Origin of the sequence: Streptomyces monticola, assembly GCF_042665355.1 — a bacterium.
Classification (GTDB): domain Bacteria; phylum Actinomycetota; class Actinomycetes; order Streptomycetales; family Streptomycetaceae; genus Streptomyces; species Streptomyces monticola.
Window position 1 is genome coordinate 288,571 of sequence record NZ_JBHTCF010000001.1, and the last position, 17,202, is coordinate 305,772.

The 17,202-nt window shown below is 69.8% G+C and carries 11 protein-coding genes; 9 read left to right on the plus strand and 2 right to left on the minus strand.

What is annotated here, in order from left to right:
• Positions 1-97: 97 nt before the first annotated feature.
• The 6 genes from ACFQVC_RS01165 to ACFQVC_RS01190 all read left to right on the plus strand — a co-directional run bounded on the left by ACFQVC_RS01165 (position 98) and on the right by ACFQVC_RS01190 (position 8,568).
• A complete protein-coding gene (locus tag ACFQVC_RS01165; RefSeq protein WP_381825414.1) occupies positions 98-928 on the plus strand; it encodes an ATP-binding cassette domain-containing protein in 831 nt (276 codons plus the stop codon).
• Positions 925-2,256, plus strand: coding sequence for a sugar ABC transporter permease (locus ACFQVC_RS01170; RefSeq protein ID WP_381825416.1), 1,332 nt, complete (start codon positions 925-927; stop codon positions 2,254-2,256). Before ACFQVC_RS01165 ends, ACFQVC_RS01170 begins: the two co-directional genes overlap by 4 nt.
• A 286-nt stretch (positions 2,257-2,542) precedes the next feature.
• Entirely contained in the window at positions 2,543-4,465 is a 1,923-nt protein-coding gene (dxs, locus tag ACFQVC_RS01175; RefSeq protein ID WP_381825418.1) for a 1-deoxy-D-xylulose-5-phosphate synthase, read from the plus strand.
• 255 nt (positions 4,466-4,720) lie between these two features.
• Entirely contained in the window at positions 4,721-6,205 is a 1,485-nt protein-coding gene (locus ACFQVC_RS01180) for an amino acid permease (protein ID WP_381827026.1), read from the plus strand.
• A 255-nt stretch (positions 6,206-6,460) separates the two neighbouring features.
• On the plus strand, positions 6,461-7,954 hold the full coding sequence (locus ACFQVC_RS01185) for a glycosyltransferase family 39 protein (RefSeq protein WP_381825420.1): 1,494 nt from the start codon (positions 6,461-6,463) through the stop codon (positions 7,952-7,954).
• A gap of 161 nt (positions 7,955-8,115) precedes the next feature.
• A complete protein-coding gene (locus tag ACFQVC_RS01190) occupies positions 8,116-8,568 on the plus strand; it encodes a phospholipase (RefSeq protein WP_381825422.1) in 453 nt (150 codons plus the stop codon).
• Position 8,569: 1 nt separating this feature from the next.
• On the opposite strand, the gene ACFQVC_RS01195 is transcribed toward ACFQVC_RS01190, so the two are convergent.
• On the minus strand, positions 8,570-8,941 hold the full coding sequence (locus ACFQVC_RS01195) for a PIN domain-containing protein (RefSeq protein WP_381825424.1): 372 nt from the start codon (positions 8,939-8,941) through the stop codon (positions 8,570-8,572).
• A 302-nt stretch (positions 8,942-9,243) separates the two neighbouring features.
• Here ACFQVC_RS01195 and ACFQVC_RS01200 point away from each other — a divergent pair, with 302 nt between their 5' ends.
• Positions 9,244-10,314, plus strand: coding sequence for a DUF8189 domain-containing protein (locus ACFQVC_RS01200; RefSeq protein ID WP_381825426.1), 1,071 nt, complete (start codon positions 9,244-9,246; stop codon positions 10,312-10,314).
• 108 nt (positions 10,315-10,422) lie between these two features.
• Here the strand turns inward: ACFQVC_RS01200 and ACFQVC_RS01205 are convergent, their stop codons facing one another.
• A complete protein-coding gene (locus ACFQVC_RS01205) occupies positions 10,423-11,478 on the minus strand; it encodes an LCP family protein (protein ID WP_381825428.1) in 1,056 nt (351 codons plus the stop codon).
• Positions 11,479-11,854: 376 nt separating this feature from the next.
• Here ACFQVC_RS01205 and ACFQVC_RS01210 point away from each other — a divergent pair, with 376 nt between their 5' ends.
• The gene (locus ACFQVC_RS01210) at positions 11,855-15,601 is read left to right on the plus strand and encodes a bifunctional glycosyltransferase/CDP-glycerol:glycerophosphate glycerophosphotransferase (protein ID WP_381825430.1); all 3,747 of its coding nucleotides are present in this window, start codon (positions 11,855-11,857) and stop codon (positions 15,599-15,601) included.
• Between the two features lie 98 nt (positions 15,602-15,699).
• Positions 15,700-17,166 (plus strand): hypothetical protein, encoded by a 1,467-nt coding sequence (locus ACFQVC_RS01215; protein WP_381825432.1) that lies wholly within the window; start codon positions 15,700-15,702, stop codon positions 17,164-17,166.
• Positions 17,167-17,202: the final 36 nt, after the last annotated feature.

A 17,202-nucleotide genomic window follows, 5' to 3' on the forward strand; every position in this document is an offset into this window, starting at 1 on the left:
CCCCGCACCTCTCGCAAGCCCTCGCGTGTACGCGGGCCTCGCTCGACGAGGCACCCGTACCCGCGCACCATCCCCGCCGGATCAGGCGGCGAAGGAGATGATTCACGTGTCCGCTACGCCCGTGCTGGCGTTGCGCGGAGTCTCCAAGCGGTTCGGCGCCGTCCAGGCGCTCACGGACGTAGACCTGGAGATCCACGCCGGTGAAGTGGTCGCCCTCGTGGGCGACAACGGCGCCGGCAAGTCGACCCTCGTCAAGACCATTTCGGGGGTCCACCCGATCGACGACGGCGACATCGAGTGGGAGGGCAAGCCGGTCCGCATCAACCGGCCGCACGACGCCCAGGACCTCGGAGTGGCCACCGTCTACCAGGACTTGGCGCTCTGCGACAACCTCGACGTCGTCGCCAATCTCTTCCTCGGCAGCGAGGTGCGGCGCGCCTCCGTCCTGGACGAGATCGCCATGGAGAAGCGCGCCAAGGAACTCCTGGACACGCTCTCCATCCGCATCCCGAGCGTCCGGATCCCGGTCGCCGCGCTCTCCGGCGGCCAGCGCCAGGTCGTCGCCATCGCCCGCGCCCTGGTCGGCGACCCCAAGGTCGTCATCCTGGACGAGCCGACCGCGGCCCTCGGCGTCGAGCAGACCGCGCAGGTGCTCGACCTCGTGGAGCGGCTGCGCGAGCGCGGCCACGCCGTCATCCTCATCAGCCACAACATGGCCGACGTCCAGGCCGTCGCGGACCGTGTCGCGGTCCTGCGCCTCGGCCGCAACAACGGGGTCTTCCCGGTCGCGGACACCAGCCACGAAGAGATCATCGCCGCGATCACCGGCGCCACGGACAACGCCGTGACCCGCCGCAAGGCGCGCACCGACGCGAACGGCGCGGGCGCCACGGACGACAGCACGGTCACGAAGGAGGACGCGAAGTGAGCGACCTCAAGAAGAACACCCCCGAGGCGCCGGAAGCCCCCGCGGCACCGGAGGAGCTCTCCGCCTCGAAGGAAGCCGTCGACACCGGCGCCGCCCCCGTGCCCGCCGTCGACCCCCGCCTCCTCGTCCGTGAGGAAGGCCTCAAGGGCTACTGGACCGAGTTCAAGCGGAAGATACGCGGCGGTGAGCTCGGCTCCCTGCCCGTCGTCATCGGCCTGATCATCATCGCGGTCGTCTTCCAGGCGCAGAACGACAGCTTCCTGTCGGCCAGCAGCCTCACCAACATCGCGGTCTTCACCTCCGGCCTCGGCATCATGGCCGTCGGCATCGTCTTCGTCCTGCTGCTCGGCGAGATCGATCTGTCGGTCGGCTCGGTGGCGGGCATGGGCGCCGCGGTGTGGGCGGTCCTGAATGTCACCAACGGCTGGGGCGACTGGCCCTCGGTCCTGGTCGCGGTCCTGTGCGGCACGGTCATCGGCGCCCTGCACGGCTTCTTCTTCGCCAAGATCGGCGTGCCGGCGTTCGTCGTCACCCTCGCCGGCTTCCTCGGCTGGAGCGGTCTGCAGATCTGGCTGATGGGCAAGGAGGGCAGCATCAACGCGCCCACCGGCGGCGTCGTGGAGAACCTCACCGGCTACTTCTTCGAGGACAAGGCCGCGGCCTACGGCCTCGCGGTCGTCGCGATCCTCGCCTACGCGGCCTCGCTGCTCCTCGACAGCAAGCGCCGCAAGGCGGCCGACCTGCCGGCCCGCCCGATGAGCGAGATCGTGCTGCGCACCGGTGTCGTCGCGGTCCTGGTCCTCGCCGCCGCGTACGTCCTGAACGAGCTGGAGGGCTCCCGCGGTCTGCCGCTCGCCCTGGTGCTCTTCCTGGCCGTCCTGCTCGTCGCGGACTTCGTGGCCCGGCGCACCACCTTCGGCCGCCAGGTCTTCGCGGTCGGCGGCAACTCGGAGGCGGCCCGCCGCGCCGGTATCAATGTCGACCGGATCCGGATCACGGTCTTCGCGATCTCCGGCATGCTCGCGGCCTTCGGCGGCCTGTTCATCGCCTCGCTGTCCGGCGGTGCGACCAAGAACCTGGGCTCGGGCAACACCCTGATGCTGGTCATCGCCGCCGCGGTGATCGGCGGCACCAGCCTCTTCGGCGGCCGCGGCAAGGTGTGGTCGGCGCTGCTCGGCATGCTGGTGCTGCAGTCCATTCAGCAGGGGCTGAACCTGCTTGGTATGGCGAGCGAGATCCAGTTCATGATCACCGGCGCGGTGCTGCTCGCCGCGGTGGTCATCGACTCGGTGTCCCGGCGTACGCAGAAGACCGCGGGTCGCGCGTAGCGTCACCCGTCTGTGCCCGGCACCGGGGTTCGTCCCCGGCTGCCGGGCACGGCCGTGTTCTTCCCCACGGGCCGCACGGGATCCCACGGGCCCCACGGGCTGTATTCCCGGCCCGTCCGGCGATCGCCCCCGGCAAGCGCCCCACACGCGGCACCGAGCCGCGGCCGGCGAGCCGTACGGCCCAATGGGTGACCCACCCGACGGCGGTCATCCCGGGCGGAACATTAGACTCGACAGATCCGGCAAAGCTCGAACAGCTCTACCGAACCAAAGCTTGGAGGCACGGGTGGGACTGCTGACCCGTATCAGGGGACCGCGTGATCTGGACCGGCTCAGCCATGAGCAGCTGGACCAGCTCGCGGCCGAGATCAGGACCTTCCTCGTCGACGCCGTCTCCAAGACCGGCGGTCACCTGGGACCGAACCTCGGAGTGGTCGAGCTCACCATCGCCCTGCACCGCGTCTTCGAGTCCCCGCGGGACAAGGTGCTGCTCGACACCGGCCACCAGTCGTACGTCCACAAGCTGCTCACCGGCCGCCAGGACTTCGCGAAGCTGCGGACCAAGGGCGGCCTGTCCGGCTACCCGTCGCGGGCCGAGTCCGAGCACGACGTGATCGAGAACAGCCACGCCTCCACGGTGCTCGGCTGGGCCGACGGTCTCGCCAAGGCCAATGAGGTCCTCAAGAAGGACGACCACGTCGTCGCGGTGATCGGTGACGGCGCGCTCACCGGCGGTATGGCCTGGGAGGCGCTGAACAACATCGCCGCCGCCAAGGACCGCCCCCTGGTGATCGTGGTCAACGACAACGAGCGTTCGTACGCCCCCACCATCGGCGGACTCGCCAACCACCTGGCGACTCTGCGTACCACCGACGGCTACGAGCGGTTCCTGGCCCGTGGGAAGGATCTCCTGGAGCGCACCCCCGTCGTCGGGAAGCCGCTCTACGAGACCCTGCACGGCGCCAAGAAGGGCCTGAAGGACTTCATCGCCCCGCAGGGCATGTTCGAGGACCTCGGCCTGAAGTACGTCGGCCCGATCGACGGGCATGACATCGAGGCCCTGGAGTCCGCGCTGCAGCGCGCCAAGCGCTTCGGCGGCCCGGTCATCGTGCACTGCCTCACCGAGAAGGGCCGCGGCTACCAGCCCGCCGTCCAGGACGAGGCGGACCGCTTCCACGCGGTCGGCGTCATCCACCCCGACACCGGTCTGCCGGTGGCCGCGTCCGGCGCCGACTGGACCTCCGTCTTCGGCGACGAGATGGTCGCGCTCGGCAAGGAGCGCGAGGACATCGTCGCGATCACGGCGGCCATGCTGCAGCCGGTGGGCCTGAAGCGGTTCGCCGAGGAGTTCCCCGACCGCGTCTACGACGTGGGCATCGCCGAGCAGCACGGTGCCGTGAGCGCCGCCGGTCTCGCCACGGGCGGTCTGCACCCGGTCTTCGCGGTGTACGCCACGTTCCTCAACCGCGCCTTCGACCAGCTGCTCATGGATGTCGCCCTGCACAAGTGCGGGGTCACCTTCGTGCTCGACCGCGCGGGTGTCACGGGCACCGACGGCGCCTCGCACAACGGCATGTGGGACATGTCGATCCTGCAGTGCGTGCCGGGGCTCAGGCTCGCCGCGCCGCGCGACTCACAGCAGCTGCGCGCCCAGCTGCGCGAGGCCGTCGAGGTCGACGACGCCCCGACCGTGGTCCGCTACTCCAAGGGCCTGGTCGGCCCGGCCGTGCCCGAGGTCGCCAAGGTCGGCGGCATGGACGTACTGCGCAAGGCCGGCGCGGACCGTCCCGATGTGCTCCTGGTCTCGGTGGGCGCCCTCGCGCCGATGTGCCTGGAGATCGCCAAGCTCCTCGACCAGCAGGGCATCTCCACCACCGTGGTCGACCCGCGCTGGGTCAAGCCGGTCGACGAGGCACTCGCGCCGCTGGCCGAGCAGCACCGTGTCGTCGTCACCGTCGAGGACAACGGCCGTGCGGGCGGCGTCGGTTCGGCCATCGCACAGGCCCTGCGCGACGCCGGTGTGGACGTACCGCTGCGGGACTTCGGTATCCCGCCGCGCTTCCTCGACCATGCCTCGCGCAAGGAGGTCATGGCCGAGATCGGGCTCACCGCGCCGGACATCGCACGCCAGGTCACCGGTCTCGTGGCCAAGCTCGACGGGCGCTACGAGAGCGACGCGGCCGGCGCCGTGGAGCCCGCCCGCGACTGACCCCGCGCCCGCGCCCGCGACTGACCCCGCACGTGCGCACAGGTCCGAATGACCGTGCCCGGCCCCGCGCCGGGGCCCCGGTGTCAGCGAAGGCCCGGTCCGAGCACCCCCTACGGGTGGTCGGGCCGGGCCTTTCGTGTGAAACCCCTTGCTCAGCGGGCATACCGGCTCCGGCACGCCCCCCTACCTCCCGATCATGGCGAGGACCACCATCAAGGGAGTACGTCCGTGAGCAGAAGTCCGAACGGCAGCGGCATGTTCCGCACCAAGACCGTCGAGCAGTCGATCCGGGACACGGAGGAGCCGGAACACGCACTGCGGAAATCGCTCTCCGCCCTGGACCTCACCGTCTTCGGCGTCGGCGTGATCATCGGCACCGGAATCTTCGTCCTCACCGGCAAGATCGCCAAGGAGACGGCGGGCCCGGCCGTCGCCCTGGCCTTTGTCGTGGCTGGCCTGGTCTGTGCGCTCGCGGCGCTCTGCTACGCCGAGTTCGCCTCCACGGTGCCGGTCGCGGGCTCCGCGTACACCTTCTCGTACGCCTCGCTCGGTGAGCTCCCGGCCTGGATCATCGGCTGGGACCTGATCCTCGAACTCGCCCTGGGCTGTGCGGTGGTGGCGGTCGGCTGGTCCGGCTATCTGCGCTCGCTGATGGACTCCGCGGGACTCCATCTGCCGGACGCCCTGAGCGGTACGCACGAGGGCGACTTCGGGTTCGACCTGCTCGCCTGTCTGCTCGTGCTGCTGCTGACCGCGATCCTGGTCGCCGGCATGAAGCTGTCGTCGCGGGTGACGGCCGTCGTCGTCGCCGTCAAGATCACGGTGGTGCTGCTCGTGATCATCGTGGGCGCGTTCTTCATCACCGGCTCCAACTACAAGCCCTTCATCCCGCCGTCGCAGTCCACCGACGCGGCGAGCGGTATCACCGCCCCGCTGATCCAGCTGATGTTCGGCTGGGCGCCGACGAACTTCGGCGTGATGGGCATCTTCACCGCCGCGGCCGTGGTGTTCTTCGCGTTCATCGGCTTCGACATCGTCGCCACGGCGGCGGAGGAGACCCGCAATCCGCAGCGTGACGTGCCCCGTGGCATCCTCGGCTCGCTGTTCATCTGCACGCTCCTGTACGTCGCCGTATCGGTGGTCGTCACCGGTATGCAGCACTACACCGAGCTGTCCACGGACGCCCCGCTCGCCGATGCCTTCAAGGCGGTCGGGCATCCCTTCTGGGCCGGCCTGATCAGCTTCGGCGCCGCGGTCGGCCTGACCACGGTCTGCCTGATCCTGCTGATGGGCCAGACCCGGGTCTTCTTCGCGATGAGCCGCGACGGGCTGCTGCCGCAGACCTTCTCCAAGGTGCACCCGAAGTTCGGCACCCCGTACCGTTCCACGATTCTGCTCGGCGTCGTGGTCGCGGTCGTGGCGGGCTTCACGTCCATCGACGAACTGGCCGAACTGGTCAACATCGGCACGCTGTTCGCCTTCGTCGTCGTCGCCATCGGTGTGGTGATCCTGCGCAAGCAGCGCCCCGACCTGCCCCGCTCCTTCCGTACACCGCTGGTCCCGCTCGTGCCGGCCCTCTCCGTCCTCGCCTCGCTGTGGCTGATGCTCAATCTGCCCGCCGAGACGTGGCTGCGGTTCGGCGTCTGGATGGTCCTCGGCGTGGTGATCTACTTCGTGTACGGACGCGGCCACAGCCGTCTCGGCAAGCAGCTGCCGCCGCGCCCGGCGGAGGAGGACTAGGCGCCCGCGGGACTTCCCGTACGTCAGCTGCGGCTGCGGCTGCGCCTGTGGCGGCGGCTGCGCCTGCGACTGCGATTGCGGCTGTGACTGCGGCTGCGGGTCGTCCGCTGACGGGCGAGAACCGCTCGCGACCGGACGGCAGTTCCTGACCGGCCGAGGGTAACTCACCGTTACTGAGAGGCAGTTTCCGCCCGACGACACGGCCCCGTATGTCCTGCTCCGTCAGGGCTTGCGGGGCCGGATACCTTGACGCTCATGCTCGCCGAGCCCTCCGCCTCACCACGCTCCGTGCCCACGCTGCCGCTGCCGCGCCCCCGCACGGAGCGTTCTGGCACCGCCGCCCCGGGCCGCCGGCGCTACTGGATCCGTCTCACCGCCGCCCTCGCCCTGCTCGCCTGTGTCACCCGGCTGCCCTCCTTCCGGTGGCCGCTGTGGAACCCCGACGAGGGCTATCTCGCCGTCCAGGCACGGATATTGGCCTCCGGCGGCGAGCTGTACGACACGGTCGTCGACCGCAAGCCACCGCTGGTGCCCTGGCTGTACCAGGGGGCTTTCGCGCTGTTCGGCGACGAGTCCCTGATGCCGCTCAAGGTGTGCGCGGTGCTCGCCCAGCTCCTGACGGCCCTGCTGCTCGCCTCCCTCGCCCGCCGCCGCTGGGGCGACCCGGCCGGCCGCACCGCGGGCGCCCTCCATCTCCTCCTCTCCATCGGCCTCAATCCCGAGGACACGCAGGCCGCCACCTTTGAGGTCTTTATGCTCCCGGCGACGGCGGCCGCCATGTGGCTCGCCGACCGGGGCCGCTGGGCGTGGTGCGGCGCGGCGGTCGCGGCGGCCTTCCTGGCCAAGCAGACGGGCGGGGCCGTGCTCGTCCCGGTGCTGTGGCTCCTGTGGCGGTGCGGGGCACCACGGGCGGCCGGATGGCGCCTCGCGGCCGGTGGGGCGCTGCCGGTGATCGCCGTGGCCCTGGCCACCGGCCCCTCCGGCTTCCTCTTCTGGACGGCGACGGGCTCGGGCGCGTACGCCTCCTTCACCGGCTCCGAACTCCACGTACTGTCACGGGCGTTGACCAACTCCCTGCTGCTCAGTGCGGCCTGCGCGGGCATCCTGCCGCCGGTGGCCCGCGTCCTGCGGATCGCCCGCACCGGCGCGGTGGAGCTCTGGCTGTGGCTCGGTTCCGCCGCGCTCGCGGTGACCCTGGGCTTCCACTTCTTCGGCCACTACTACCTGCAACTGGTGCCGGCCCTCGCCCTGTTGGGCACGGCCGCCCTGCAGATCCTGCCGCGCGACCGGCTCCCGACGGCCCTGCTGACCACCGCGTGCGCCGGTGTCCTCTTCCTCGCCTGGGGCCTGCTGGCCCCCCGCCCCGAACTGGCACATGCACAGAAGGTGGCGGCCACGGTCAAGTCCCGCACCGAGCCAGGCGAGCGGGTCCTGGTGTGGGGCATGCACCCGGAGACGTACTGGCTCGCCGACCGCGCCCCCGCCTCCCGCTATCTGACGGCCGGCTTCCTCACGAACTACAGCGGCGGCCGCAACGGCCCGCAGGTGGGGGAGAAGTACGCGGTGGAGGGCGCCTGGCCGGTCTTCCGCGAGGAACTGACCTCCGACCCGCCCGCCCTCATCGTCGACGACTCCCGCGGCAAGCCCTTCGCGCCGGACGAGACGCCGTCGCTGAGGAGGATTCTGGCGGCGGGGTACGAGCGGGCGGGGGTGGTGGACGGGGCGGTCCTGTACGCGCGGATGCGCTGAACGCCCGGCAGCCGCCCCGACTCCCGCTCCCTCCACCGCGGTTCGCCGCCGCCCGGACACTCCAGTCGTGCTCCGGCGAGGCTGTGAGCCCCGCTCCGAGACTGATCCGGCTCCTGAACACCCCTCAGGAGCCGCATCCCGTATCGCTCTCGGAGGAACCCATGAACCGTAGTGTCGTCAGAGGTCTCGGTATCCCGGCCGCCGCCCTGACCGCCACCGTGGCGTTCACCTCGCCCGCCGCCGCGGCCCCCGCGGACAAGCCGCAGGTGCTCGCGTCCTGGACGCAGACCAGCTCCTCCAGCTACAACACCTTCATATCCGCCCGCAACAACCAGGGCGCCTGGTCCGCGTACGGCTTCGACTGGTCCACCGATTACTGCTCGTCCTCGCCCGACAACCCCCTGGGCTTCAAGTTCAACCTCTCCTGCGCCCGCCACGACTTCGGCTACCGCAACTACAAGGCCATGGGCACCTTCGACGCCAACAAGGCGCGCCTCGACAGCGCCTTCTACGAGGACCTGAAGCGGGTCTGCGCTCCCCTCGGCAGCGTGCAGAAGGCCGCCTGCAACTCCCTGGCGTGGACGTACTACCAGGCGGTCAAGGCACTGGGCTGAGTCACGCCCCGTAAACGGTGCGCGGCCCCACACACCGCGCCCCCAACTCCTGGACCCGGCGCCGCAGTTCACGGTCGGACGTGACGACCACACACGGCGCACCGGCGGCCGCGACCAGTTCCACGATCCGGTCGTCCCCACTCCCGCCCGCCGCCTCCACCCGCACCCCGGGCACCCCCTCGACCCCACGGGCCGCCCCCTCCACGACGAGGACGAGGTCCAGGGGCCCGGGGTGCCCGGGAATGCCGTCGGCGGCATACGGAACGAGAAGATCCCGCAGCCGCTCGACCGCCCCGCGCCGGTCACGCCACCAGCCGTCGGGGACGGAGCCGATGGTGTTGGCGGCGTCTACTACGAGGGTGGTGGTCTCCATGGCGCCATTGTCGCCTTCGCCACAGTCGTCGGTGCCGCACCCGTCTGCGCCCTCCCCGTCTGCGCCGTCCTCCCGGGCCATCGTGACCTGCCGTTCCTCGATCAGGCGTGGCCCGTCGTCCACGGTGCGGCCGGGCTCGGATCGAGGCGTCGAAAGCGGCAGGGAACAACAGCATATGATGCGGTAAGCCTGATGTTTTCAGGACATAGACGCTCAGCGAGGAAGGGCCGCGCCAGACCATGCGGACGAGGTCGATGCGCTCCCGGGGAGCCCCCCGACCGGCGGCCGGTGGCGCCGCGGTCATGGAGAAACCGCGCACCGGGACCGGAACGGCCCACGGCACGTGGCTGACGCTCGGCAGGGACGGCAGGCTCAGTCTGTACGCGCCGACCCGGGGCGGAGTGCTGTGCTGGCACGAGTCCGCGGTGGGCGGGCCCCGCTGGGAAGGGCCGCGTTTCGTGGCCGCGCCCGACCTCACCGACCTGACCGTGGCACAGGGCTCCGACGGCTATGTCCACCTCCTCGGCCGCAGGGAGCGGCGTACCCCCGACGGCGCCGCGGCCGTCGACATCGTGCATGCCATCCAGTACCAGACGAACCGAGCCGTCACCGAGTGGCGTTCACTCGGCCGTCCCGACGAGGACCCGGCGCCGGGAGCGTCCGGCGGCGCATCCGTCGGTGTGCCGGTGGGCGTGATCGCCGCCGATGGAACGGTGCATGTCTTCGTGCGCGGCGCCGCCGGCGGGCTGATGCTGCGGCGTGAGTCGCCGAGCGGCAAGTGGCGGGCATGGGAAGACCTGCTGGGCGCCGGCATCGAGGGGATGCCCGCCCCCGCCGCCCTCGCCGACGGCCGCGTCGAGGTCTGCGCCGCGACGTGGACCGGTCTGCTGGTGTGGCAGCAGGCAGAGGCGGGCGGCCGCTTCGCCGCCCCCCGTGGCTTCGACCTGCGGCCGCTGTCCGGTACGGCCGTGGCTCTGCCGGGCGGCTCCGGCCGCGCCACCTACTTCTGGACCGACGCCGCCAACGGCGGGGCCACGGCCTGGCAGTTCGGCTGCAGGCCCAGCGCGCTCGGAGGGTCGCCCGCGGGCCACCCCTATGCGGCGCTGCGCACCCGGCTGGACGGCTACGACTGCGTCGTCCTCGCCTATCGCGGCCAGGACGGCACCGCCGTCGTGGGCGCGGGAGCCGTGGACGCGGCCTCCGGCGGCTTCTGGTGGTACGCCCTGGCCGAGCGATGCGAGGGGGCGCCGGCTCTTGCCCGTGACGGCCACGGCCGGACGGTCATGGCGTTCATCGACCCGGAGGGCGTCGCGCACATCGGCCGCCAGGACGACAGCGCGGGCCTCAGCCTGACCCGCTGGCAACGGCTCTGACCGAGGGGCCGCGCGCCCCGGAGAGGGCCCTCCGGCCGGGGCCGCGCGCCCCGGAGGCGGCCGTGTGCTCCAGCGGGGCCCGCGCGCCCGCGAGTTCTCCCGGCCGGGTCAATTCCCCGTCGCGGGAGACTTCTTGGCCGAGTCGGGCACGGGACGGTCGGCCTTGAGCGCCGCCCACAGTTCCCCGGCCTGAGGCTCCGCGGCGATCACGCGGTTCGGGTCCTGCTTGTCGTATGCGACGGGCAGCATCAACGTGTCCATCCGCTGCGCGTCGAGGCCCTTGAGGCTCTTGGCGAAGTCGGCGAGGTCCGTCAGCGAGGAAAGCCCGGAGTCGGTCGTCAGGGCCTTGGTGGCCGCGTCGGCGATGCCGTACAGCTTGGTGGGGCTGCTCAGCACACCCTGCGTCTTGATCTCGGAGAGCACGGCGAGCAGGAACTTCTGCTGCAGCCCGATACGGCCCAGGTCGCTGCCGTCGCCGATGCCGTGGCGGGTGCGGACGAAGGCGAGGGACTGCGTACCGTCCAGCTTGTGAGTACCGGCCGTGAGGTTCAGGCCGCTCTCCTTGTCGTGGATGGCCTGGTCGACGGTGACGCTCACACCGCCGAGCGCGTCGACGAGTTCCTTGAACCCGGCGAAGTCGACCTCGACGTAGTGATCCATGCGGATGCCCGTCATGCTCTCGACCGTCTTCACCACGCACGACGGACCGCCCGCGGTGTACACCGAGTTGAACATCACGCGCTGCGACTCGGGCAACGACGATCCGCCGGACGTCTTGCACGCGGGCCGGGTCACCAGGGTGTCGCGGGGGATGCTCACCGCGGTCGCCTTGCTGCGCCCGGCGGGTATGTGCACGATCATCGTGGTGTCGGATCGCGCCGTGCCGCCGGTGTCCCCGCCTGCCAGGTCCTTGTTCGCGCCCGCCCTGGAGTCGGAACCGAGGACCAAAATGTCCTTCGATCCGTTGTCGACGTTCTCGGGGCGCTCCTTGCCGAGTGCCGCGTCGATGTCCACGCTCTTCAGGTTGCCGCTCAGGCTGAAGTAGGCCCAGGCGCCGAGTCCCGCGGCACAGACCAGCACCACAGCAAGGACGAGTCCGACCATGCGGAGGGGACGTCTCCGCCGCGTACGCCCGCCACGGTCAGTTGCTGATTCCTGTGCCATCGACTCTCTTCTTCCAGGACTGCTGCTTTCGGCTGCCTGCCGAACTGCGGGCACTGAAAAGACCCCACCGTAGAAATGTACTGGGGAGATAAGAGGGCCGACGCGGCGCCTGAACAGCTTGTTGAGCCGAAAGTCCCGGATCTCGGAGGACTTTGGTCCCCGCGGGCGGCGAGCGCAACTTTCCTCACGGGGCACGCGACTTGACGCCGGTGCGGTTTCAAAGCCGTGCCGTCCGGAGGCTTTTACGGCCGCCTTAAGGGCCTAAGGTCCCCACTTTCGCCGGCCGTGTCCGGATAGCTTGTCAGCCCCGCATAAGTAACGGGTTCGTTGGATGACTGATGTCATCGAACTATGACCGAAAGGAACCTGAACGCCCATGCCGCCGCGCCTCAGTGTCGTCGTCCCGTTCCAGGACGTGGAGGAGTATCTCGAGGAGTGTCTGGAGTCGATCGCGCGGCAGACGTTCACGGACTTCGAGGTCCTCATGGTCGACGACGGCTCGACCGACAGAACGCCGGCCATCGCGATGGAGTACTGCCGCCGTGACCCGCGGTTCAAGCTGATCCGGCAGTCCTCCCACGGCCCCGGCCACGCCCGCAACGTCGGAATCCGGGCAGCCCATCCGCAGGCGGAGTTCCTCGCCTTCGTCGACGGCGACGACGTCATACCCGAGTACTCCTACGAACTCCTGATCCGCACGCTCGAGGAGTCCGGATCGGATTTCGTCTCGGGCAATGTGCAGATGATGAACTCCACGAAGAAGTGGCAGTCGCCCCTGCACAAGAGCCCGATGCAGCGCAACCGGCGCGGCACGCACATCACCAGGTTCGAAGCGCTCATCTACGACAGGACCGTGTGGAACAAGGTGTTCCGCCGTTCCTTCTGGGATTACCACTACATCGAGTTTCCCGAGGGCGTCCTCTATGAGGATTCCTGGGTCAACATGTACGCCCACTTCCGCGCGGCCAAGGTCGATGTCATCACCGACATCGTCTACTTCTGGCGCCGCCGGGAAGGCGGTGCGGCCCCCTCCATCACCCAGCGTCACACCGAGATCGACAACCTCAGGGACCGTGTGGCCGCCGTGCAGTCGGTGAGCCGCTTCCTGGCGGAGCGCCGCTCCCGCAAGTACCTGGAGAGCAAGCGCAAGTACGACCTCGCCTGCCTGAAGTCGGACCTCCTGCTGCATCTGAAGGTGCTGCCGGACGCCGATGAGGAGTACCGGGCCGCCTTCATGGACTGGGCCAACGAGTTCCTCGACGAGGCGGACCCGGACATCATCGACGAGCTCCCGGCCGACGCACGGGTCAAGTGGCTCCTTGTGCGCAACGGCCGTCTCGACGAGCTGCTCGAGGTGATCGAGTTCGAGCGCCGCGGCGGCCCGCTGCCGGTGCGCCGCCGCTTCCGGCGCTATCTGCAGTATCCGTACCTCGGTGACCGCCGTGTCGGCCTGGACAAGAAGGCCTACCGGCTCGACAAGGAGTTCTCGCTGCGCGGCTCCCTCAGCGGCGCGCGCTGGAACTCGGAGTGGCTGACGCTGACCGGAACCGCCTATGTGCCGCTGCTCAACGTGCACAAGAAGCGCATGTCGGTGAAGGCGGTCGCGCTGCGCAACAAGAAGCAGGGCCGGCTCCTGGTGTCGCGCGCCAGGACCACGTACGCACCGCAGGCCACGGAGCACTCCAAGCAGAGCCGCTACTGCTACGACTGGGCCGGCTTCGAGACCCGTATCGACACCACCCGGCTCAAGCGGAAGGGCGAGTGGGTGGAGGGCACGTGGGACGTCGCGGCCGGTGTGCACAGCCGCGGTCTCTTCCGCTACCGGGGCATCGACCGCGGCAGCTCCGGCACGGCCGCCAATCCGCCCAGCCGCTATGTGGACAAGAACACCCGTATCCTCCCGGTCTTCGTGCAGGGGCGGCTCAAACTCCGTGTGGAGGTGGTGCGTTGCCGTATCACCCGCCACCGGGTGGTGGGCGACGACCTGGAGATACGCGGTGTCTACCTCGGCCCGCGGATGCCGGAATGGGGCAAGCTCCGGGTCAGCAGCATGAGCGGCGCCGGGCGGCACGACGCCCGGGTCCGCTTCAAGGAGGGCGGCGAGGGCTGGTACACCTTCGTCACGCGTATCCCGCTGCGCGCTCTCGTGCCCGGCCACCGGGCGGACGCCCAGGACGACGCGGACATCCCGAAGTCCTGGGGCATGGGCAGCAACGGCTGGAAGACCACCTTCCATGTCGAGGGCCGCAAGATGACGATGTACCCCGTCATGGCGGAGGACACCGAGGACGGGCACTACCGCCTGCCCCAGGAGCTGCAGACGCGTGAGGGCGACCGGGAAGTCGTCGTCCACCGCAACGGCTCCGGCTATCTGGTGCTCTTCGAGCGCGCGACCCTGCCCACCGTGACGCACTTCGCGTGGTGGGAGGACGGCTCACTCGAGATCCTCGGCCGCTACGGTGCGACGGACCGGCTCTCCGACGACGACTACCGGGCCGCCCACCTGGTCGTGCGCTCACGGGCGCACGGAGCCGAACGCGTGATCCCGCTGATCTGGGAACGGAACGAGTTCCAGTGCGTGCTGACCCCCGCCGCCATGCAGACGCTCGCCGGTGACATCCCGCTCGCCTCCGGCCGCTGGGACTTCTATCTGCGCCGCCAGGACCTCTCCGTGACCGCCCCCGAGGACCGCCTCGAGGACCTCATGATGAAGATCGAGCAGAACATCATCGGTCTCTTCCCGCAGGAGCACGAGGAGGCGAAGCGACGCTACGAACTGCAGGCCGAGGCCTACGACCGGTGCTCGCTCCTGGTCCACTCCGCCATGCCGGACAACGCTCGCGGGCCGTACCGCCAGAAGCTCCTCCGCACGAAGGCCTACCCGGCGGCGCGCCGCAAGAGCGTGCGCCCGGCCATCCTGTTCGACGCCTTCAAGGGCACCCAGTACTCGGACTCGCCCCGCGCCCTGCACGAGGAGCTGGTGCGCCGCGGTGTCGGCCTCGACCACCTGTGGGTGGTCCGCGACGACCAGGTCGAGGTGCCGCCGACGGCCACCGCGGTGCGCATGTGGTCGCCCGAGTGGTACGAGGCGCTGGCGCGGAGCCGGTATGTCATCGCCAACAACCATCTGCCCGACTGGTTCCAGAAGCGCGAGGGCCAGACCGTCGTGCAGACCTGGCACGGCACCCCGCTCAAGAAGATCGGCCATGACATCGAGGCCGTGCACTTCGCCGACAAGAGCTATCTGCAGCGGGTCGAGAAGGAGGTGCAGAACTGGGACATGCTGGTGTCGCCCAACAGCTTCTCGACCCCCATCCTGCAGCGCGCCTTCCAGTTCCCGGGCGAGATGGTGGAGAGCGGATACCCCCGCAACGACATCCTGCGCCGGCCCGGCACGGAAGCGCGCGAGGAGGAGATCCGCAGGCGCATCGGCCTGCCTCCCGGCAAGCGCGTCATCATGTACGCCCCCACCTGGCGCGACGACCAGTACTACGCGCCCGGCAAGTACAAGCTCGACTTCCGGCTCGACCTGGACGACATGCGGGAGCGGCTCGGCGCCGACCATGTGCTCATGGTGCGCCGCCACCCGAACGTGGTGGACCCGGTGCCCGGAGCCGGGGACGGCTTCGTCTTCGACGTCTCCGACTACCCGGACATGGCCGACCTGTCCCTGGTCACCGACGTGATGGTCACCGACTACTCGTCCCTCATGTTCGACTACGTCAACACCGGCCGCCCGATCCTGTTCTTCACATACGACCTCGATCACTACCGGGACACACTGCGCGGCTTCTACTTCGACTTCGAGCGCAGCGCGCCGGGACCGCTGGTGCAGACGTCACCAGACCTGGTGTCCGCGATCTGCGACATCGACCGTATCCAGACCGTCTACGCCGAGCGCTACCGGTGGTTCCAGAGGGAGTTCTGCGATCTGGACGACGGCTACGCGGCCGCGCGGCTCGTCGACCGGCTGCTGATCGCGGGCGGTGATCTGGCGGCCGCCGACGCCCAGGCTCCGGCGGTCGGGGCCATGGGCGCGATGCGCTGCGCGCGGCCGATGACGCCGATCCGCAGCGCACACGTCACAGCCATGGGCACGGGCGCAGACCCCGTCGCGCCTTGAACCAGGGGATGGCAATTTTGTCCAGGACGACTTCAGACGGACGCCGGATCTTCACGGGGATCGAGGCCTCGGGGACGTATCCGGTGGAGTACCGGTTCATGCCCGCGAGGAACGGGGCCCGGCACCTGGTGGTGGTCTTCGCCAATTACACCGCGCCGGACGACTACGGCTGGTCGAACGGAATTCTCGACAAGCTGCGGGCGAACGTGCTGTGGATCCGTGACCGGTTCCACGGGCAGCACAGCTATTACCTCTGCAAGGACATGGACTTCGGCCTCGAGGACTCCGTGGCGCGACTCATCTCCACTGTCCTCGGAGCCCTTTCGCTCGGCCCGGAGAACTGCACGGCCTTCGGCAGTTCGAAGGGCGGCAGTGCCGCGCTCTATTTCGGGCTCCGTTACGGCCTCGGGAACATCGTTGCCAGCGTTCCGCAGTTCAGGATCGGGACCTATGTGCGGGACGACCGGCAGGAGACCGCCCGGTTCATGATGGGTGAGTCGCCCACCGTGGAGCGGGTGCGCGTTCTCGACGAGGCGATACCCGGACTCGTCCGGGCGGGGGCGAACCGCGGGGCCAACATCTACCTGGTCTCGTCATCGAGGGACGAGCAGCACGGTGAGCAAGTGGAGCCGTTCCTGGGGCTGTTCCGGGCCTACGAGAACTTCAACTACATCTGCAACGAATCCCCGCTCATCTCCGGCCACGGTCAGGTGAGCCTGCGTAATGTCCCTCATCTCATGGGGCTGCTCCACCTGCTGACCGAGGGAATCGCCCCGCGCTTCGGTCTTGTCCGCAGCGGTTACGAGGAGCCGGACCGTCCCACGGCTGACATCGACGCGTATCTGAAGGCCACATCGCTGGTCAAGCGGGACTCCGAATTCCCGCCGCCGACGATCTCGGTACCGGCGGCGGACGAGGAGGTCGGGGGTGCCATGACCATCGCGGGGACCGCCAGGGGAGCCGTGCGGGTGAGTCTGTGGGAGAACGGCAAGTTCCTCGCGACACCGGACGTAGCCGCCGACGGCACCTGGTCCTGGCAGCCGCGCAAGCCCTGGGGCAAGGGCCAGCACATGGTCCGGCTGTTCGCCGTGGACGCGGCCGGGTTCCAGTCTCCGCGCACCGAGGTCTCCTTCTCGGTGGTGGAGGGCGGCCGGACGCCCACGAGAGCGGCCGCGGCGCAGCAGAGCCACCCGGTACCGACGATGGCTCCGGCCCACCCCCCGGCCGCCCCCACGGTCACGGCGCCCGCGCCGCACCAGCAGGTCCAGGGCGCGGCAGTGGCCTTCATGGGGACCGCGCACGGAGCCGCACAGGTGGCCCTGCGTGAGAACGGCGTGCTTCTGGGGGCGTCCGCGGTCGGCCCTGACGGCTCATGGTCCTGGTACTCGGGCTGGGCCTGGGGGCCGGGCGCGCACCTGGTCGAGGTCTGCGCGGTGGACGCGCGCGGCATTGAGTCCACCGTGGTGCCCGTGCCGGTCTCCGTCGTCGACATACTGGCCGGGCAGACGCCGTCCCCGTACGCCGCCGGAGGCAGTACGGCCACCTACTTCCCGCAGGGCCACTGACCACACGGCAAGACGGGCCGCACAGGATCAATTCCT